The organism is Halospeciosus flavus (assembly GCF_029814175.1).
Lineage (GTDB): Archaea > Halobacteriota > Halobacteria > Halobacteriales > Halobacteriaceae > Halospeciosus > Halospeciosus flavus.
Genome location: NZ_CP122312.1, coordinates 1,551,294 through 1,568,746, shown reverse-complemented (window position 1 = coordinate 1,568,746; position 17,453 = coordinate 1,551,294). Strand labels below are relative to the sequence as shown.

Annotated in this window: 21 protein-coding genes; 13 read left to right on the top strand and 8 right to left on the bottom strand. The window is 68.6% G+C overall.

What is annotated here, in order from left to right:
- Positions 1-43 precede the first annotated feature (43 nt).
- From P0Y33_RS08135 to P0Y33_RS08110, 6 genes are read left to right on the top strand one after another with little or no spacing between them, the layout of a single operon-like run.
- Complete coding sequence (locus tag P0Y33_RS08135) at positions 44-1,534, top strand: permease (RefSeq protein WP_279530042.1); 1,491 nt, start codon at positions 44-46, stop codon at positions 1,532-1,534.
- Positions 1,535-2,875 (top strand): MFS transporter, encoded by a 1,341-nt coding sequence (locus P0Y33_RS08130; protein WP_279530041.1) that lies wholly within the window; start codon positions 1,535-1,537, stop codon positions 2,873-2,875. It abuts the gene before it with no gap.
- A complete protein-coding gene (locus P0Y33_RS08125) occupies positions 2,862-4,385 on the top strand; it encodes a cbb3-type cytochrome c oxidase subunit I (RefSeq protein WP_279530040.1) in 1,524 nt (507 codons plus the stop codon). Before P0Y33_RS08130 ends, P0Y33_RS08125 begins: the two co-directional genes overlap by 14 nt.
- 57 nt (positions 4,386-4,442) lie before the next feature.
- Positions 4,443-4,757: a hypothetical protein gene (locus tag P0Y33_RS08120; protein ID WP_279530039.1), complete on the top strand. Its 315-nt coding sequence runs from the start codon at positions 4,443-4,445 to the stop codon at positions 4,755-4,757.
- 1 nt (position 4,758) lies between these two features.
- Positions 4,759-5,070, top strand: coding sequence for a hypothetical protein (locus P0Y33_RS08115; RefSeq protein WP_279530038.1), 312 nt, complete (start codon positions 4,759-4,761; stop codon positions 5,068-5,070).
- Positions 5,071-5,124: 54 nt separating this feature from the next.
- Positions 5,125-5,481 carry a hypothetical protein gene (locus P0Y33_RS08110; RefSeq protein ID WP_279530037.1) on the top strand — a complete coding sequence of 119 codons (357 nt, stop codon included), beginning with the start codon at positions 5,125-5,127 and terminating at the stop codon, positions 5,479-5,481.
- Here the strand turns inward: P0Y33_RS08110 and P0Y33_RS08105 are convergent, their stop codons facing one another.
- On the bottom strand, positions 5,482-6,195 hold the full coding sequence (locus P0Y33_RS08105; protein ID WP_279530036.1) for an alanyl-tRNA editing protein: 714 nt from the start codon (positions 6,193-6,195) through the stop codon (positions 5,482-5,484). It abuts the gene before it with no gap.
- A 175-nt stretch (positions 6,196-6,370) separates the two neighbouring features.
- The gene (locus tag P0Y33_RS08100; RefSeq protein WP_279530035.1) at positions 6,371-6,583 is read right to left on the bottom strand and encodes a hypothetical protein; all 213 of its coding nucleotides are present in this window, start codon (positions 6,581-6,583) and stop codon (positions 6,371-6,373) included.
- Between the two features lie 103 nt (positions 6,584-6,686).
- On the opposite strand from P0Y33_RS08100, the gene P0Y33_RS08095 reads away from it, so the two are divergent.
- Entirely contained in the window at positions 6,687-8,975 is a 2,289-nt protein-coding gene (locus P0Y33_RS08095) for a DUF2298 domain-containing protein (RefSeq protein WP_279530034.1), read from the top strand.
- On the opposite strand, the gene P0Y33_RS08090 is transcribed toward P0Y33_RS08095, so the two are convergent.
- The 3 genes from P0Y33_RS08090 to P0Y33_RS08080 form a co-directional block, all read right to left on the bottom strand.
- A complete protein-coding gene (locus P0Y33_RS08090) occupies positions 8,972-9,238 on the bottom strand; it encodes an HAH_0734 family protein (protein ID WP_279530033.1) in 267 nt (88 codons plus the stop codon). The two genes, P0Y33_RS08095 and P0Y33_RS08090, sit on opposite strands and share 4 nt — an antisense overlap.
- A gap of 71 nt (positions 9,239-9,309) precedes the next feature.
- Entirely contained in the window at positions 9,310-10,626 is a 1,317-nt protein-coding gene (locus P0Y33_RS08085) for a hypothetical protein (RefSeq protein WP_279530032.1), read from the bottom strand.
- A 270-nt stretch (positions 10,627-10,896) separates the two neighbouring features.
- On the bottom strand, positions 10,897-11,823 hold the full coding sequence (locus P0Y33_RS08080; protein ID WP_279530031.1) for a hypothetical protein: 927 nt from the start codon (positions 11,821-11,823) through the stop codon (positions 10,897-10,899).
- A gap of 180 nt (positions 11,824-12,003) precedes the next feature.
- Between P0Y33_RS08080 and P0Y33_RS08075 the strand changes: the two genes are divergently transcribed.
- The 6 genes from P0Y33_RS08075 to P0Y33_RS08050 all read left to right on the top strand — a co-directional run bounded on the left by P0Y33_RS08075 (position 12,004) and on the right by P0Y33_RS08050 (position 15,497).
- Positions 12,004-13,182 (top strand): winged helix-turn-helix transcriptional regulator, encoded by a 1,179-nt coding sequence (locus P0Y33_RS08075; protein WP_279530030.1) that lies wholly within the window; start codon positions 12,004-12,006, stop codon positions 13,180-13,182.
- 92 nt (positions 13,183-13,274) lie between these two features.
- The gene (locus tag P0Y33_RS08070) at positions 13,275-13,556 is read left to right on the top strand and encodes a 50S ribosomal protein L44e (protein ID WP_279530029.1); all 282 of its coding nucleotides are present in this window, start codon (positions 13,275-13,277) and stop codon (positions 13,554-13,556) included.
- Positions 13,557-13,560: 4 nt separating this feature from the next.
- A complete protein-coding gene (locus P0Y33_RS08065) occupies positions 13,561-13,755 on the top strand; it encodes a 30S ribosomal protein S27e (protein WP_279530028.1) in 195 nt (64 codons plus the stop codon).
- Positions 13,756-13,758: 3 nt separating this feature from the next.
- Positions 13,759-14,562, top strand: a complete 804-nt coding sequence (locus P0Y33_RS08060) for a translation initiation factor IF-2 subunit alpha (protein ID WP_279530027.1) — start codon at positions 13,759-13,761, stop codon at positions 14,560-14,562.
- Positions 14,563-14,739, top strand: coding sequence for an RNA-protein complex protein Nop10 (locus P0Y33_RS08055; RefSeq protein ID WP_279530026.1), 177 nt, complete (start codon positions 14,563-14,565; stop codon positions 14,737-14,739).
- A gap of 5 nt (positions 14,740-14,744) precedes the next feature.
- Entirely contained in the window at positions 14,745-15,497 is a 753-nt protein-coding gene (locus P0Y33_RS08050; RefSeq protein ID WP_279530025.1) for a proteasome assembly chaperone family protein, read from the top strand.
- Positions 15,498-15,537: 40 nt separating this feature from the next.
- Here P0Y33_RS08050 and P0Y33_RS08045 read toward each other — a convergent pair whose 3' ends face one another.
- From P0Y33_RS08045 to P0Y33_RS08035, 3 genes are read right to left on the bottom strand one after another with little or no spacing between them, the layout of a single operon-like run.
- Positions 15,538-16,212 carry an alpha/beta hydrolase gene (locus P0Y33_RS08045; protein WP_279530024.1) on the bottom strand — a complete coding sequence of 225 codons (675 nt, stop codon included), beginning with the start codon at positions 16,210-16,212 and terminating at the stop codon, positions 15,538-15,540.
- Entirely contained in the window at positions 16,212-17,147 is a 936-nt protein-coding gene (locus P0Y33_RS08040; protein WP_279530023.1) for a VOC family protein, read from the bottom strand. Before P0Y33_RS08040 ends, P0Y33_RS08045 begins: the two co-directional genes overlap by 1 nt.
- Entirely contained in the window at positions 17,147-17,395 is a 249-nt protein-coding gene (locus P0Y33_RS08035) for a hypothetical protein (RefSeq protein ID WP_279530022.1), read from the bottom strand. The genes P0Y33_RS08040 and P0Y33_RS08035 overlap by 1 nt, the downstream gene beginning before the upstream one ends.
- Positions 17,396-17,453 lie beyond the last annotated feature (58 nt).

Below are 17,453 nucleotides of genomic sequence, written 5' to 3'. Positions count from 1 at the left end.
AGATAGATACTAGCGGTAAAAATCCGCTACCAGCTACACAATCATGGTTCTAGAAGACGTCGCCCGAGCGTTCGCCCTCTTCTTCGGGATGTTGTGGGACACCTGGTGGGCACTCGTTCTCGGGTTCACGATCACGGGCGCAGTCGAGACGTTCGTCTCCGAGGAGACGATGACGTCGTACCTCGGCGGAGACGACTGGGAAGAGGTCGGACTCGGGACGGCCCTGGGCGCCGCCTCGTCGTCGTGTTCGTTCGCCGCCACCTCGACGGCGAAGTCGCTCTTCAAGAAAGGGGCCTCCGCACCGGCGAGCATCGCGGCCTACCAGTTCGCCGCCACGGACCTCGTCGCCGAGTTGTTCCTCGTCATGCTCGTCCTCCTCGGCTGGCAGTTCGTCGTGGGCGAAATCGTCGGCGGCGTCATCGCGGTCGTCGTCATCGCCTACCTCTGGATGAACTACGTCCCCGAGTCGGTGTTCGAGGGCGCCCGCGAGCACGTCCTCTCGCTCGAAGACATCCAGTGTGCGGCCTGCGGGATGTCGGTCGACCTCGACGACCCGGACACCGCCTCCGAGACGTTCCACGGCGAGACGAAGTACTTCTGCTGTGGCGGGTGTCTGAGCTCCTACCAGCACATGGAGCGCAACCCCGACGAGGAGCGCGGGTGGCAGGAGAAGGCCACCTCCCTCGAAGGGTGGAAGGACGCCTCGCGGAACACGATGAAGGAGTGGGACATGCTCTGGGAAGACATCTTCGTCGGCTTCGTCATCGCCTCCCTCCTGGGCGCGTTCGTCCCCAAGACGTGGTGGGCACAGCTCTTCCCCGCGGAGGCTGGCTTCGGTGGCGTCGTCGTCGCCGCCGTCCTCGGCGTCGTCATCGGCGTCGTCACGTTCCTCTGCTCGGTCGGGAACATCCCCTTCGCCGTCATCCTCTGGACGAACGGTGTCCCCTTCGGCGCCATCATGTCGTTCATCTACGCCGACATGATCATCCCGCCGCTGGTCAACACCTACAAGCGCTACTACGGAACGACGATGGCGACGGTCATCTTCCTCTCGTACGCCTTCGCGTCCGTCGTCGCCGGCGTCGTCGTCCACTACGTCTTCGGCTTCGCGGGCCTCATCCCGGCCGCGGGCGAGACGGGCAGGACCATCTCGCACGGCTACACGCTGTGGCTGAACCTCCTGTTCACCGCCATCTTCCTCTGGCAGGCGTCGGTCGCCTTCGGCCGCGAGTCGGTCGAGGACACGCTCGTCGCCATCCCGGGTCTCGTCGCGGCCGTCGTGGCCGACCTCCGCGAGGCGGCGAGTCTCGTCGCCGAGGGACTCTCGGAACTCGCGAGCGCCCTCCGGACGGCGTTCCGACTCGCCGAGTCCGCGGCCCACGACCTGAGTCGGGGGGTGAAGCTCCTCGCACGCGGTGGACGACTCGTCGGGAGTGGGTTCGCCACGGTCTGGAACGCGCTCCGTCGCGTCGGCCGCGCGCTCGTCCTCCTCGGGCGCCGAACTGTCGAAGCCGTCCGCGTCGTCGTCGAGTAGATGGCCGTGGACGACTCGGACGGTCCCCTGGGGCCGAACCCACTCTCGGACGTCGAGTCACTCGGCGACCTCGTCGGCGGCCGCCCGGAGATTCTCGTCCTCGCGACGAGCGTCCTCGGCTACGACCTGGTCGTCCAGTTCACCAACCGATTCTTCGCCGGCCAACTCGCGCACGTCGGCGCCTCCGGTCTGACGATCGGCCTGTTCGGGACGCTGGGGATGTTCCTCGGGATGGTGTTCCCGTACCTGAGCGGCGAACTGCCCGAGAGCGCCGACGAGCGACTCGTCCTCGTCGTCGTCGGCTGTCTCTCCACTCTCGGGATGGTGATCTGGCTGGCCGCCCCACCGTTCGAGAAGACCGACCCGCTGGGGGTCCACCTCCCGGCGTGGATGTGGTTGCTCGTCGGGCAGGTGTTCGTCTACACCTGGCGACTCCGCGGTGCCGGGACCGCCTTCGCGAACGTCCGCCGCCGGACGCCCCACGAGGCGCTCGTCACCGGTCTCGACACCGGCGAGATGCTCCGCCGCGGCGCGCTGGTCGTCGGGATGGTCCCCGTAGTCGTGGTGTTCTACTTCCTCTCGTTCCACCCGGGGTTCCAGGTCCTCGTCGCACTCGGGGGCGCGCTCGGGTTCACCGCGCTCGTCGTCCAGTTGGTCATCGGGACCGGCGGGAAGCCCCCCGAGCGCATCGAGTTCCGCGGGGTCGAACGGCTCTCCGCCGACCTCCGCTCGTTCCCCCGCGACCTCGAACCGCTGCTCGTCGGCGACACGCTCGCCCGGTTCGCCGTCGGGATGATTCATATGTTCCTCGTCCTCTACGTGATGAGTGTGAAGAACCTCGACGCGTCCGTCCTCGGTGTCCACCTCGACAGCGTGGTCGTGTTCTCGCTGTTCATGGCCGTCGAGGCGACGGTCGCACTCGTCAGCGCCCCACTCGGCGAGGAACTCGTCCGCGAGTTCGGCGCGCGCTCGACGCTCGCCGGCAGCCTCGTGGTGACCGCCGCGTTCCCCGGCCTGCTCTTCCTCGCCGGACAGGACGTCCTCGCCGTCGCCGTGCTGTTCGGCGTGTTCGGTCTGCGCCTCGTCGGCCAACCGGCCCGCGAGGTGTTCGTCGAACAACTCTCGGACGCCGGCAACGAACGGGCGGGTCGCTCCTACCGGACGGTCCGGAACGCGCTGGTCGTCCCGAGTTCCGTCGTCGGCGGCGCCCTCTACACGGTCTCGCCGGACCTCCTGATGCTCGCCGCGAGCGTCGTCGGTCTCGTCGGCGCCGCGACGTTCCTCCGGGTCGAACCGCTCCCCGACTACCTCACCCTCTACGAGGACGATGGACGACGTTGACCGCCTCGACCCGCTGTGGCCGCTCCGGTGGGTTCTGACCACCGACCACGAGCGCCTCGGTCTCCTCTACCTCGTCGTCGGGACGGGGACCGGACTGTGGGGCGCCGTCGACGCGATGATGCTCCGGACGGCGCTGCTGACGCCGAAGGCGAACATCTACGGCGAGATGACGTACAACGCGCTGTTCACCGCCCACGGGCTGACGATGCTCTTCCTCTTCGCGGTACCCGTCGTCTTCGGTCTCGGGAGCTACCTCCTGCCGACGCTCGTCGGCGCCGACGAGGTGGCTCTCCCCCGCGTGAACGCCGCGTGTCTGTGGCTCCTCCCGCCGGCCATCGTCGTCGTCCGCATCGGTCTCCTGACCGACCTCGTCGGCTACCACGTGATCGAACCGCCGATGACCGGGTGGACGTTCTACCCGCCGCTCTCGCTAGAGAAGCAGAACGCCGGCGTCACCATCGTCCTCGCGGGCATCTTCGTCGCCAGCGCGGGGTTCGTCGCCAACGCCGCGAACTTCCTGACGACCGTCGTCTCCGAGCGGACCGTCCCGTGGCACCGCCTCGACATCTTCTCGTGGACGATGCTGGTGACCAGCGGGATGGTGTTGTTCGCCTTCCCGATGTTGATGGCCGCGGCGCTGATGCTCGTCCTCGACCGCGTCGCCGGGACGCCGTTCTTCGTCGGCGACCCGCTCGGCTTCCAGCACATGTTCTGGTTCTTCGGCCACCCCGTCGTCTACATCCTCGTCCTCCCGCCGATGGGCATCCTGAGCCTCGTGATTCCGCGCTTCTCCGGCCGTCGGCTGTTCGGCTACGAGGGCGCCGTCTACTCGACGCTCGCCATCGGCGTGCTCTCCTTCGGTCTCTGGGCACACCACATGTTCACGACGGGCCTCGACCCGCGAATCCAGTCGAGTTTCATGGCCGTCACGCTCGCCATCGCCGTCCCGAGTTCCGTGAAGGTGCTCGACTGGCTAGCGACGATGTGGAACGGCCGCATCCGCCTCGACGCCCCGATGCTGTTCGCCGTCGGCGCCATCGCGAACTTCGTCGTCGGTGGCGTCACGGGCGTCTTCGTCGCCGCCGTCCCGGTCGACGACTTCCTCCACGGGACCATCTACGTCGTCGGGCACTTTCACTTCCTCTTCGTGGGAACCATCGTCTTCGCGCTGTTCTCGGCCTCGTACTACTGGTACCCGCTGTTCACCGGCCGGACGTACAACCACACCCTCGCGGCCATCCACTTCTGGCTCTCGATGGCCGGCGTCGTCTTCGCCTTCGGCGCGATGCTCGTCATGGGGATGGACGGACTCCCGCGCCGGATGGCCGCCTACCCACCGGCGTTCGCGGGCGCCCAGCAGTTCGCCACCGTCGCCGCCTTCGTCCTCGGCGTCGGCCAACTCGTCTGGCTCTGGAACGTGGTCCGCTCGCTGTGGCACGGCGAGTCCGTCGGCGCCGACCCGTGGGACCTCGGTGACTCCGGACTCCGGACGCCCGAGTGGGAAGAATGACCCTTTCTTGGCCATTGTATTTATTCGATTAGGTAGTGTAATTTACCTCGTCGACCAATGTCGAACACGGACATCGCCCTCGCACTCTTGCAGATGATCGCGCTCGCCATCCCGCCAGTCGCGGTACTGGTGAAGATGCTCCGGAAGTCGGACAACATCAAGTGGCGGACCCGCCAGTTCAGTTTCCTGCTCGCCGCGGGGAGCATCCTCTCCTTCCTCGGTGGGGAGGCGGCGGTCCTCCTCTACTTCTTCAACAACCTGAACCTCCCGCACATGCTCCGCGTCGCCATGGTGCTCATCATGGCCGCACTGGTCCCGTTCGCCCTCTTCATGGGCGTCCTCTACCGCGAGCACCAACTCGAGTACGCCTGAGATGTTCGAACGCCTCGCCCTCACGCTCCTCGCGACGTCGGTGTTGAACACGCCCGCGATGATGGCCATCTACCGCCGACTCGACCACGTCGACGACGTGAACCTGACCGTCCGCCGCTTCTCGGCGGTGCTCGGGACGCTCGCGCTCCTCGGCGTCGTCGGCGGGGGCGCGGCGAGCGCGTGGTGGCTCCTCCGCGAGACGGCGACGCTCCAACCGATCACCGCGGCCATCGTCCTCACGGTCGTCGGAATCGTGCCGTTCGTCCTCGTCGCCCAGGTCCTCTACGCGGAGTACGCCGAGGTACACGGCTGAACCGAGACGAACTGAGACGAGGAACCTTTAGCCCGTGACGCCCTCTTCTTCGGTATGTCGAGCGTCCTCGAATCGCTGCCGGACCGCCCGTTGACGACGAAACAACTCACCGCACTCAACCACGCCGACGCCTTCGACCTCGTCGTCCCCGTCGAGACCGAGGAGGCCGTCGACCCCGAGAAGATGGAGGACGTCGAGATCTCGGAGGGCGTCATCCTCGCCACCGAGACCTGGGTGAAAGGCATCGCCTACGACGACGAGACCGGGTGGACCGTCGTCGCCTCCGAAACCGTCGAGGGCGACGACCGCACCGACGAACTCGTCGCCGTCGAGGCCGCCGTCGAAGACGCCCTCGCCCCCGGTGTGAAGGCGTCCGCGACCGACGTCGACGCCGACGACCGGGACGACTGACTACCGAAGTTCGAACCGAACGCGCTCTTCCTCGCTGCCACGCGTCTCTCGCCCGGTGACGACGAACTCGCCCACTTCCTCGGTGTTCGAGACGTGCGTCCCCGCACACGCCGTACGGTCGACGCCCGTGATCTCGACGAGGCGAACCTCGGTGATGCTGTCGGGCAGGAGTTCGAGACGCGTCCGCTCGGGGTCGAGTTGCTCTTCCGCCTCCTCGCGGTCGAGCGTGTACCAGTCGACCGGAATCGACCGCTCGACGTACTCGTTCACCCGTTCCTCGATTCGGTCGAGGTCGTCGTCCTCGAAGCGCGGGTAGGCGCAGTCGAGACGCGCGCGGTCCTCGTACAGTTGGTTGCCGGTCGTCTCGGCGTCGAACTCCTCGAGCAGGACGGCCGAGAGGAGGTGCTGGGCCGTGTGGTAGCGCATGTGCGCGTGGCGTCGGTCCCAGTCGAGTTCCGCGGTCAGTGTGGTGCCCGCCTCGGGCGGTTCGCCCTCGACGTGGTGGAAAATCTCGGCGCCCTTCTGGACGTCCGTGACGCGCCAGTCACGACCCTCGGGTCCGTAGAGCCAGCCGTGGTCGGCGGGTTGGCCGCCACCCTCGGGGTAGAACGCCGTCCGGTCGAGGACGACCCGGTCGCCCGAGACGGCCTCGACGGTCGCCTCGAACGACCGCAGTTCGGAGTCCTCCAGGTAGAGTTGCGTCGTGTCGGTCATCGTTCGGTGGGTCGTCGCTCGCCCACTTAGGCGTCGTGGGACGGTCGACGCGACGGAACGTTTCGCAGATATAGGCGCGACAACTGAGATACGGGCGACGTTGTCGAGATATGGGCCGGATTTCCACGATATTCGGGCCGTTTCTCAGATGTGGGACGTATATCTGAGAAATGGGTCACTCGTCCGGGTCCGTGCTCGCGTCCGAGTCGAAGAAGGTCACGCCCGAGCAGGCCGGACACTCGACGGCGTCGGCGGTCTCGGCGGTGAGTTCGGCGGTCGCGCCGAAGGCGACGAGGTGCTCGTCCGGGAACGCGATTTGGCGGCCACAGAGCGGGCAGTCGACCGCGCCGGCGCGGACGTCCTCGCGGAAGACGACGTTTCGAGTCATACCGTCGTTCGGGTGTGGGACGGCCGAGACCGTAGGTGTGGCGCTGTCGTCGCGCGGGTGAAGCCGAAGACGTTTACACCGGTCGGGGTCCGAGTACGACCAGATGCAGTACGGGTTGGTCCTCGTCTGGTGGCTCGCGTTCGTCGCCCTCGGTGCCGTCGGGCTCCCGCTCGCGGCGCGCCTCCTCCCGCGCGCACCCGACCGAGGCGCGTTCGTCGCCATCCCCCTCGCGCTGGTGACGCTCTCGCTCCCGGTGTTCTGGCTCGGGCACGTCTTCTACGGTCCGCTGACGGTGCTCGTGGGCGCCCTCGTCCTCCTCGCCCTCTCGGCGGTGGCCTACCGGGGCTGGCGCGGGACCAGGAGTGGGAACGAGAGCGGCGCGGACCTCGGTGCCGACCGCCGTCGCTACGCCGAGGTGCTCGTCGTCTTCACGCTGGCGTACCTCTTCTTGATCGCCGTCCGGTCGGTCGACGCCGGCGCGATTCCGGGTGGCGGCGAGAAGTTCCTCGACATGGGACTCCTCCAGTCGCTCCTCCGCGCGGACGCCCTCCCGCCGGAGGACATGTGGTTCGCCGGCGAACCCGTGGTCTACTACTACGGCGGCCACCTCCTCTCGGCGAACCTCGCGACGCTCACCGGGACGGCGGGCCGCTACGCCTACAACCTCGCGCTCGCCGGCTTCTACGCGATGGAGGTGACCGCGGCGTTCGGTCTCGCCGCCGCCGTCGCGCGCGAACGTGGCTACCCCCGGTTCCTCGCCGGCGTCGTCGCCGCGCTCTTCTTCGGCCTCGCGAGCAACCTCTACACGAGCGCTCGCCTCCTCGCGGGCGCGCTCCCGACCGGTCTCACCCGCGCACTCGCCGACGCGCTCGGCGTCCCGGTCGACGAGGCGACCGTCACCTTCCGCGAGTTCTCCTACTGGCCGCCGAGTCGCGTCATCGAGGGCACCATCAACGAGTTCCCGCTGTTCTCCTACCTCAACGGCGACCTCCACGCGCACATGATGAGCGCGACCGTCCTCTTCCTCGTCCTCGCGACGCTCTACGCCTACTGGCGCACGCCCGGACGTGACCTGCGACGCCGTCGCCTCCTCGTGCTCGGCGTCCTCCCGCCGCTCGTCGGCGTCCTGACGATGACGAACACGTGGAGTCTCCCGACGGCGCTCGGGTTGGCGACGCTCACACTCGCCGGCGCGCCCGCCCGACCCCGGACGCTCCTCCCCGACGCGGTCGCGACCCGTCTCGACACACGCGACCCGCTCCGTGCGGAGGGCCAGCGCATCGTCCTCGCGCTCTTGCCCACCGTCGTCGTCGCCGGTCTCGCGCTCGCCTGGGTCGCCCCGTTCGTCACGGGCGTCCTCCTCGGCGGCGTCGGCGGCCGCCACCCCGTGTTCTGGCCCGACCGGAGCGGACTCGGCCGGTTCCTCCTCGTCCACGGCGCGTTCCTCGCCGTCTTCTGGACCTACCTCGCGGGCAAACTCGACCTGACGCCGCGTCGGGCGGCCGGCCTGCTCACGGCCTTCGCCGGGTTGCTCGTCGTCTCGAAGGTCTGGACGCTCGTCGGTCTCGCACTCGTCGGTCCCCTCGTCGTCGGCGGGTGGGTGCTCCTCCGACGGACCGACCGGACGGGCTTCGAGACGCTCTTGCTCGTCGCGGCCGGCGGACTCGTCGTCCTCGTCGAGTTCGTCTACCTCGCCGACCTCGCCGCCCCCGGCCGGTTCAACACCGTGTTCAAGGTCTACTTCCAGGTGTGGACGATGTGGGCGGTCGTCGCCGGCGTCGCGGTCGCCGCGCTCTGCGTGAAGTGTCGAACGTGGCTCCCGAACACCTCCCCCGACCGCCGACAGGTCGTCGGACTCGTCTTCGTCTTCCTCGTGTTGAGTGCGGTGCTCGTCCCCTACCCGACGATGGCGCTCTCGAAGCACTTCGCCGGCGCGGACGACCCGACGCTCGACGCCATCCAGTTCGCCCACGACTCCCACCCCTACGAGGCCGAGGCCATCGAGTGGTTCGTCGACACGACCGACGGCGAGCGCCCGCACATCGTCTCGCGGCCCACCTACGCGGTGTACACCTGGGGCAACCCGGTGTCGAGTCTGACCGGCATCCCGACCGTCGTGGGGTGGGCCCACGAGACCGGCTACCGCGGGACCGCGCCGTTCGAGGCGCGCGCCACCGAGGTCGCGGTCCTCTACACGACGAACGACACCGACTCGCGGGCGACGCTCCTCGACAAGTACGACGTCCAGTACATCTACTACGGCCCGCGCGAGCGTGCGAAGTACGGGAACGTCACGTTCGCGTCGGAACCGGGTCTCTCGGTGGCCTTCGAGAACGAGAAGGTGACCGTCTACGCCGTGAACGAGTCGGTGTGGAACGCCTCGGGGGACTAGACCGAGAGTTCGCTGCCCTTCTTCACGACCGTGACGTCCTCCTCGTCGACGGTCTCGACGTCGAGGAAGTGCGGGACGTAGTTGCGTTTCTCGAAGTCCTCGCGCTCGCTCTCGTCGCCGAAGATACACCAGAGCTGGACGCGGTCCGGCCCGTGCCAGTCCCCGTTGCGCGTCACCTGGAAGAGCGTCCCTTCACCGCCCTCGTACTCTATCACGGCGTCCTTGCGTACGCCGGGGTCCCCGTGGATGATGAGCCGCTTCATGGTCGCTCGTTCTCCGCGAGGGGAGTAAACGTTTAGGTTTGCTGTGGCCTCCCGATGACGACGCCGAGCGCTCACTCTACACCCGACTTCGAGAGTGTCGACTGAGTGCCGAGGACGTAGCCAGCGTAGTAGACCGGGGTGCTACACACGTACACGACGGCCGTCCAGAGGGCGAGGACGAGGGCGAGGAAGAACGGCCCGAGTCCGCCGACGGGCAACAGCGGGACTGCGGCGACGGCCGGGAGGAAGGCGGGAGCCACCCGATACCCCCAGCGGGCACGCGAGTCGCGGGCCGTCGCGTGACCGAGGAGGTAGACGACCGGCGGTTGGGCGGCCAGGGTAGTCAGCGTCAGGAAGCCGAACGGGCCGGCGACCGGACCGACGAGCGTAGCCGCGACGGCGACCGCGAAGACGAGCGAGACCGTCGCGCCGACCGCCCGCGTCGGCGTCGAGACGCCGCGACCGCCCAGGACGCACGACACCGCGACTGCGACGCTCGTGAGGACGACGACCGCGGCGAGAGCCGATTCGACGCCGGCGACGAGTGCGAGGCTGCCGGCGACCGCGACGAGTCCCGCGCCGCCCGCGACGGCGTCGCCGACCTGGCGTGGGTCCCGCGCGCCGGCCAGTCGCTTCCCGAGGAACGCGTACGCGCCGAGCGCGACGACGGTCACGAGGAGTGACGGCGGGTAGACTCCCTCTAGCTGGGAGAGGACGAGCGGTGCGAGCGCGGCGGCGACGGCGAGGTCCGTCCTGACGACGGAACGGCTCGTCGTCTCGGGCGCGAAGGCGGCGAACTCGCCGCCGGTTTCGGTCGTCTCGAAGGGGTTTCCGGCGGACGACCCGTGCCACACCAGCGAGCCGTTTCCGGTCCGCGAGGCGCCCGTGGGGACACGGGTCGGAACGTAGCCGTCCGGCGGGTGGAGGCGCAGCGACTCGGCGTTGACGTACGTCAGCCCGGGCGCGTAGTAGAGTTCGTCGACGAGCAGGACGCCGAAGGCTCGACTCGCAGGGTCGGCTACACGGAACGTGACGACGAGTGTATCGCCCTCGAAGTGGACGGAGAGGTCTCGCGGGTCACCGAACCAGTGGCTACGGAGAGTCTCACGGAGGAAAGTGTCGAGTCTGCTCCACCCGCGGAGACGGTCGGCGCTCGCGTTCGTCAGCACCGTCCGGGCGGTCCAGCGTGCCGACCCGTTCGCCGCGAGGTGGACGTCGACCGTCGAGCGGGTGACGTTCACAGCGTCGTCGGGTCCGGCGCTGTCTTCGTCGTACTGTCCCGCCCGCTCCTCGAAGGCCGTCCCGCAGACGTGGCAGGCGGGGGTCGGCTGTGGCGAGGCGACGGCGGACTGGACGGGCGCGAGGAGGGCGAGTGACAGAAGTGTCACGAGGAGAACTCGACGAACCACGGAAGAATGTGTGTGGGACGGTCCCAAGTGATTTCTGGCTGGTGGACTCTTCTGGTGGGACAGTCTCGCTCGGGCCAGCGGCCGCGGGAGTCCGCGACGGAGATGGGACGAGGGCGTCGTGTCTAGTGGGCGTGGACGGACCTGTGCGGGACCGGAGTGAGTGTCTGCTTCCGGAGGTATCTGCGGCTGACAGTGGTGCGACCGCCGGCGAAAAAGGGGAGTGGAGTCGACCGACCGCTATCCGTCGCCTCAGAGGGACGTCTCGACGGTGACCGACGTGTCGGTCTCCGCGTCGGCGTCGACCGTCGCGTCGGCGTCGCTGTCGCCGGAGACGGTCACGTTGCCGTCGGAACCGGCGTCGGTCGTGGTCTCGGTGGACGTGTTCGTCTCGGCGTCGACGTCTGCGTCAGCGTCGGCGTCCGCGTCGACGTCGACGTCGGACTGACCGTCACCGTCGGCGTCGGCCGTGCCCGAGACGGACGTGCCGTCCTCGGTGGCGTCGGCGTCGGTGGAGACGGCCGTCTCGCTCTCGTCGGTGGCCGAGGAGTCCGATTCGGCGCTGGCGCCGGTCTCGGCGTCACCGTCGGTAGTGCTGTTCGCGTCGGCGTCAGCCGACCCCGAGGCCTGCCGGTCGCCGGCGCTGGCCTGGGCGCTGGACTGGCCGTTCGCGTTCGCGCTGGCGGAGGTGCCGACGAAGGTCTCGAAGAAGTCACCGGGGACCAGGGCGGCGATGTGGCCCGTCACGGAGACGCCCGAGTCGGCGCTGGCGTCAGCGGCGATGTGGCCGGCGCCCGACGCGTTCGCGTCGAGCGAAATCGTCTCCTGCCACTCGCCGTCGGCCGGGACTTCGAGCGTCACCGTACCGGCCGCGCGGGTGTCGTCGGTTTCGACGACGAGACGCACGGTCTCGCGCTCGTCGGGAGCGGGGAGGCGGACCGTGCCGTCGGCGTCGGCCTGGTACTCGCCACTCCCGGCGAAGGAGGCGCTACCGACGGCCTCGACGGTCACGTCGGCGTTCGCGGCCGCGTGGCCGTCCTCGTGGACGGTGAGGACGGTCGCGTTCTCCGTGACCTCGACGGTCACCGAGACCGACTCGGAGGCGCTCGCGCCGGCACCACCGGTCCCCGCGGCGGCGCTCGCGGGAGCGGCGCTGACCAGCACGAGGAGCGATACCATCAGGGCGGGTGTGAGTTTCTCTCCGAACATCGCGTCTGGTACTGTACTCGCAGACGGAAAAGTCGATTCTGGCAAAACCGTCCAAAGGGTCGGTATCGGTGGGTAGCGACTCCAGCGAGACAGCCGAAAGAAGTACCCCGTCGGAGACAGAACAGTGTCGTCGACAGGAGGTTCCCACACGTGAACCGAACGACGACCGCCCTCCTCGCCGTCGTCGGTGCCGTCCTCCTCGTCGGGCACGCACCGCTCGCCGTCGCCGCCAGCCCGACCGGGACCCTCGACGGCGTGAACACGTCGACGACGAACGACTCGACGACGCTCGACACCGACACGACCGTCGAGACCGAGACGACGGTCACGAACGCGTCGACGGACGAACCAACCGACACCACGGTCACGTCGACGGCGTCGACCGTCGAGTCGCCCGACCTCGAAGCGACCGAGACGGTGACCGATACCGTCGACGAGACGGCCCGAGTCGAGGGCACAGTCGAGACGAGCGTCGAGAGCTACCAGCGAGTCGTCGACGACGAGACGGCGACTCCGTCGGCACGAACCGACGAACAGACGTCGACGGACGCACGGGCACGCGCCGGAGGAGATGACGCGAGCGCGGGGACGAATGCGAGTGCGAACGCGAACGCCACCGACTTCGGCCGGGAGCCACGTCCGTCAGACTCGTCCGCGCCCGCGCTCCCGGCGAGCGGCGTCGTCTTCGTCGGGGCGGTCTCGGCCGTCGGTGCCTCCGCGACGCGGTCGTGGTGCCCGACCGCTCAGGCCGTCCGCACCGGTGTCGTGTCGCTCCGCCACGCGGGTCTCTCTGAGTGGGGCCGACGGCTCCTCGGACTCTTCGGAGTCCACCAGCACGACGAGGACCCGCTGGCACACGACACCCGCGCGGCGGTGTACGAACACGTCGCGTCGTCGCCGGGTACGTACCTCTCCGAGATCAGCGAGGAGACCGACGTCCCGCTCCCGACGGTCCGCTACCACCTCAAGGTGCTCCACCGCGAGGGGTTGGTCGAACGGACGAAGGTCCGCGGGCGGCGGCGGTACGTCCCGGCCGGTGAGGAGGCGTCGGCGCTCGACGCCGCGCTCGCGGACGAGGCGCCCGCGGCCGTCCTCCACGCGCTCGCCGACCACGGTCCCGACTCGGTCAGCGGGCTCGCGTCGGCACTCGACCGGGACCCGAGCACGGTCAGCCACCACCTCCAGCGTCTCGAAGAGGAGGGGCTTGTCGAGCGCGAACGCGACGGACAGGCCGTCGTCAACCGGCTCACGCCGTCGGTCGCGGCCGCACTCGGCACGGGCGAGTCCGTCGAAGCGTCGCCCGACGCGGCGGCGGCCTCGCAGGACTGAGTGGGGGCACGCGAGTCGATGTCGTGACGAAGCCGAACCGTGCCCATTTTAAGGGACCGAGTCGAACCTGCACACAACAGAGCTGATTCGCTATGGAGATGCCACGTCGCTTCAACACGTACTGCCCGCACTGTAACGCTCACCACGAACACGAGGTCGAGAAGGTCCGCCGCGGTCGCGAGACCGGCATGAAGTGGATCGACCGCCAGCGTGAGCGCAAGACCAGCACCATCGGTAACTCCGGGAAGTTCTCGAAGGTGCCCGGTGGCGACAAGCCGACCAAGAAGACGAACTTCAAGTACCGCTGCAGCGACTGCGGCAAGGCCCACCTCCGCGAGGGATGGCGCGCCGGCAAAGTCGAGTTCCAGGAGTAAGACAATGGCAGGAAGCTTCTACCGCGTCGAGTGTCCGGATTGTGAGAACGAACAGATCGTCTTCGGGAAGGCCTCTTCCGAAGTCGCCTGTGCCGTCTGCGGGACGACGCTCGCGCGTCCGACCGGCGGCGAGGCCGACTTCGAGGGAGAGGTCCTCGAAGTCGTCGAATCTCGGCCCGAGGCGGCCGAGATCCAGTAACGTATGAAGTACGAAGGGTGGCCCGAGCCCGGTGAACTCGTCGTCGGCAAGGTCGACGAGATCGAGGACTTCGGGGTCTTCGTCGACCTCGAGGAGTACCAAGACAAGCGCGGACTCGTCCACATCAGCGAGGTCGCCTCCGGGTGGATCAAGAACGTGCGCGACCACGTCCGCGAGGGGCAGACCGTCGTCGCCAAGGTACTGGACGTCGACGAGTCCTCCCAGCAGATCGACCTCTCGATCAAGGACGTCAACGACCACCAGCGCTCGGACAAGATCCAGGAGTGGAAGAACGAGCAGAAGGCCGACAAGTGGCTCTCGATCGCCTTCGGCGAGGAACTCTCCGACGAGCAGTTCCGCGCCATCGCCTCCGAACTCATCCACGAGTTCGGGTCGCTCTACGACGGTTTCGAGCAGGCCGCTATCCACGGCACCGAGGCGCTCGAGAGCGTCGACCTCGACGAAGAGGAGATCGACGCCATCGTCGAGACCGCCCGCGAGAACGTCTCCGTCCCCTACGTGACGGTCACGGGCTACGTCCACCTCACGTCGCCGAACGCCGACGGCGTCGACGACGTGCAGGAGGCGCTCAAGGCCGCCGAGGGGAACGGCGAAGTGCCCGACGAAGCCGACCTCGAGGTCACGTACGTCGGCGCGCCCGAGTACCGCATCCGGGTGCAGGCGCCGAACTACAAGACCGCCGAGGACGAACTCGAGGCCAGCGCCGAGCGCGCCGTCGAGGCCATCGAGTCCGTCGGTGGCGAGGGCGAGTACCACCGCGAGCGGCAACTCGAAGAAGAGCAGTAGATGAAGTCGGACATCCGGGTCTGTCGCGCGGACGAGCACGACCGCCCGGTGTACACCCTTTCTGAGACCTGTCCGGAGTGCGGCCGCGACACCGAGAACAGCGCGCCCGCACCCTTCAGCCCCGAAGACCAGTACGGCGAGTACCGACGCAAACTTAAGCGCCGCGTTCGCGACTAACGCACATGGAAGAGATCGACATCGAGCGGGTCGAAGAGGTCGACCTCGACGACCCCGTCTTCGTCGAGGGGCTCCCGGGCGTGGGACACGTCGGCAAACTCGTCGCCGAACACCTCGTCGAGGAACGCGAATCGACACTCGTGCGGCGAATCTGCACCGAGCACTTCCCGCCGCAGGTCACCGTCGACGAGGACGGCGTCGCGGAACTCGCCGACGCCGAGATTCACGCCGTCGAGACCGAGGGTCGCGACCTCCTGGTCCTCACGGGCGACCACCAGGCCAACGACAACCAGGGCCACTACCGCGTCACGAACACCTTCCTCGACGTCGCCGAGGAGTTCGACGCGAGCGAACTCATCGCGCTGGGCGGCGTCCCCACGGGCGAACTCATCGAGGAGTACGCCGTCGTCGGGGCCGTCAGCGACGCGGACCTCAAAGAGGACCTCGAAGACGCGGGCGTCGAATTCCGCGCCGAGGAACCCGCCGGCGGCATCGTCGGCACTTCGGGACTCCTCCTCGGACTCGGCGGTCGTCGCGGCTTCGAGGCCACCTGCTTGATGGGCGAGACGAGCGGCTACCTCGTCGACCCGAAGAGTTCGAAGGCCGTCCTCGAAATCCTGGAGGACCTCCTCGACCTCGACGTCGACTTCGAGGCGCTCGACGAACGCGCCGAGGAGATGGAGGAAGTCGTCGAACAGATGCAGGAGATGGAGCAGGGACCCGCACCGGGCGAGGAAGACCTGCGCTACATCGGCTAGTCGCGGTCGCAATCGCGCTCGCGGCCCGGTTCGCCGTCCGTCACTCGTTCTCGCCGTCGAGCAGGTCCGCCAGGAGCGACTGCACCGCCTCGACTTCCCCGCCGGTGATGGAGTGGCCCGCGTCCGCGTAGATTTCTTCGGTGACGTCGCCGTCCATCGCCTCGAGGACGCGGGCCGACTCGTGGACTCGTTCGACGGGGACGTGCGGGTCGTCGTCCGCGCACCCGAGGAACACGGGCGTCCCGTCGAGTGACTGCTCGCCCGGGTCGGGCGTCTCCTCGCCGGGGAGCGCCCCCGCGAGGACCACGACGCCGCCGTAGCGCCGTGGGTGACGGCGGACGAACTCGGCGGCGACGCACGCGCCCTGCGAGAAGCCGAGGATCACGGTCCGCGCCGGCGGGATTCCGACGTCGGCGGCCCGGTCGAGCGCCGCGCCGACGCGGTCGACGGCGGAGGTGAGCGCGGGTTCGTTCGCCTCGCGCGGCGCGTCGAACGACGCCGGGTACCAGTTCTGGTGGGCGGCCTGTGGCGCGAGGAAGGTGACGCCGTGGCGATAGAAGTCGTCGGCCGAGGCGACCATGCCCTTCGCCGTCGCGCCACGGCCGTGGAGGAGGACGACGGCGACGTCGGCGGCCATCGCGGGCGCCCCGCCCGTGACGATTGGCTGGTCGGCGTGGGGGTCCTCGGGGTCGCTCGCGACGAACCGTTCGCTCATCAGTACGGGAGGTCGAGGTCGGGGAGTTGACTCTCGACGAGGTCGCGGTCCTCCTCGAACCGCGGCGGGAGGTAGAGCGACTCGCCCAGTTCCTCGACGTCCTCGGCGCCGGCGAGGCCGCGCCCCGACGCCGGTTCGGTGGCGAGTTCGAAGAGGACGCCGCCCGGGCCGCGGACGTACAGCGAGTGGAAGAAGTGGCGGTCTTTCACCCGCGAGACGTGGTAGTCGCGCTCGCGGAAGAAGTCGTGCCACTCGTACAGTTCTTCCTCGTCGGGGACGCGCACGGCGACGTGGTGGTGGGTTCCCGTCCCCTCGCGGCCGTACTCCGCAGACTCCGTGAGAACGTCGACCGTGTTCGCGCGGTCGCCGTGTGCCCGGTAGCGCACGCGGTCCTCGGTCTCGGCGACGAGGTCGAACCCGAGCGTTTCGAGCGTCCCCGCAGTCGCGTAGGGGTTCACGGGACAGAGCGTGACGCCGTGGATACCGCGGATGGCGTGGTCGGCGTCGACCGGGCCGCCGGTCCAGGGTTCGACTGGTTGGTCGCCGCCGACGAGTTCGAGGCGCGCCCCGTCCGGGTCCTCGAATCGGAGGACACGCTCGTCGAACCGGTCGGCCCGCTCGACTCCCGTGTCGTGCTCGGCGAGGTGGTCGTGCCAGTGGTCGAGGCTGTCGGGCGGGACGACGAACGCGACGTCGCGTGGCTGGGGCGCGCCCACTCGACCGGGGTCGGCCTCGGGGGAGGGGAACGTCGTCAGGACGGTCCCCACCTCGCCGGTGCGGTTGCCGTAGTAGAGGTGGTACTGGAGCATGTCCTCGAAGTTGACCGTCCGCTTGACGAGTCGGAGTCCGAGGACCCCCGCGTAGAAGTCGAGGTTGCGCTGGGCGTCGCCGGCGACACCGGTGACGTGGTGGATGCCGGGGGTGTCCGAGACCATCACTCGGGCATCCGCTCGTCGCCACACTCCTCACAGAGCACTTCGCCGGTCTCGGGGTCGAGGTAGAAGCTATCGCCGGCCTCGATGGCCGCGCCGCACGACTCACAGCCGTCCTCGTGGACCAGGTAGTGACGGTTCTCCTCGTCGCCGGTCTCCAGGTGTCCCCGCTTGCGGGCGAACTTCGTCATCCCTTCGCCGATGTGCGTCCGGTCGTCGGAGTCGGCCTCCTCGAAGTGAATCGGCTCCATGGGTCGAGGTTTACGCGGGTGGCTGAAAACGCTACGGGCGGCGGGGGACGTTCCGTAA

Bases quoted from the DNA above. Each gene is read 5' to 3' on its own strand.
- P0Y33_RS08040 (WP_279530023.1), bottom strand. From the start codon at position 17,147: ATGGTCTCGGACACCCCCGGCATCCACCACGTCACCGGTGTCGCCGGC.
- P0Y33_RS08065 (WP_279530028.1), top strand. From the start codon at position 13,561: ATGGCAGGAAGCTTCTACCGCGTCGAGTGTCCGGATTGTGAGAACGAA.
- P0Y33_RS08060 (WP_279530027.1), top strand. From the start codon at position 13,759: ATGAAGTACGAAGGGTGGCCCGAGCCCGGTGAACTCGTCGTCGGCAAG.
- P0Y33_RS08070 (WP_279530029.1), top strand. From the start codon at position 13,275: ATGGAGATGCCACGTCGCTTCAACACGTACTGCCCGCACTGTAACGCT.
- P0Y33_RS08110 (WP_279530037.1), top strand. From the start codon at position 5,125: ATGTCGAGCGTCCTCGAATCGCTGCCGGACCGCCCGTTGACGACGAAA.
- P0Y33_RS08105 (WP_279530036.1), bottom strand. From the start codon at position 6,195: ATGACCGACACGACGCAACTCTACCTGGAGGACTCCGAACTGCGGTCG.
- P0Y33_RS08080 (WP_279530031.1), bottom strand. From the start codon at position 11,823: ATGGTATCGCTCCTCGTGCTGGTCAGCGCCGCTCCCGCGAGCGCCGCC.
- P0Y33_RS08135 (WP_279530042.1), top strand. From the start codon at position 44: ATGGTTCTAGAAGACGTCGCCCGAGCGTTCGCCCTCTTCTTCGGGATG.
- P0Y33_RS08125 (WP_279530040.1), top strand. From the start codon at position 2,862: ATGGACGACGTTGACCGCCTCGACCCGCTGTGGCCGCTCCGGTGGGTT.
- P0Y33_RS08050 (WP_279530025.1), top strand. From the start codon at position 14,745: ATGGAAGAGATCGACATCGAGCGGGTCGAAGAGGTCGACCTCGACGAC.
- P0Y33_RS08115 (WP_279530038.1), top strand. From the start codon at position 4,759: ATGTTCGAACGCCTCGCCCTCACGCTCCTCGCGACGTCGGTGTTGAAC.
- P0Y33_RS08035 (WP_279530022.1), bottom strand. From the start codon at position 17,395: ATGGAGCCGATTCACTTCGAGGAGGCCGACTCCGACGACCGGACGCAC.
- P0Y33_RS08120 (WP_279530039.1), top strand. From the start codon at position 4,443: ATGTCGAACACGGACATCGCCCTCGCACTCTTGCAGATGATCGCGCTC.
- P0Y33_RS08090 (WP_279530033.1), bottom strand. From the start codon at position 9,238: ATGAAGCGGCTCATCATCCACGGGGACCCCGGCGTACGCAAGGACGCC.
- P0Y33_RS08130 (WP_279530041.1), top strand. From the start codon at position 1,535: ATGGCCGTGGACGACTCGGACGGTCCCCTGGGGCCGAACCCACTCTCG.
- P0Y33_RS08095 (WP_279530034.1), top strand. From the start codon at position 6,687: ATGCAGTACGGGTTGGTCCTCGTCTGGTGGCTCGCGTTCGTCGCCCTC.
- P0Y33_RS08055 (WP_279530026.1), top strand. From the start codon at position 14,563: ATGAAGTCGGACATCCGGGTCTGTCGCGCGGACGAGCACGACCGCCCG.
- P0Y33_RS08100 (WP_279530035.1), bottom strand. From the start codon at position 6,583: ATGACTCGAAACGTCGTCTTCCGCGAGGACGTCCGCGCCGGCGCGGTC.
- P0Y33_RS08045 (WP_279530024.1), bottom strand. From the start codon at position 16,212: ATGAGCGAACGGTTCGTCGCGAGCGACCCCGAGGACCCCCACGCCGAC.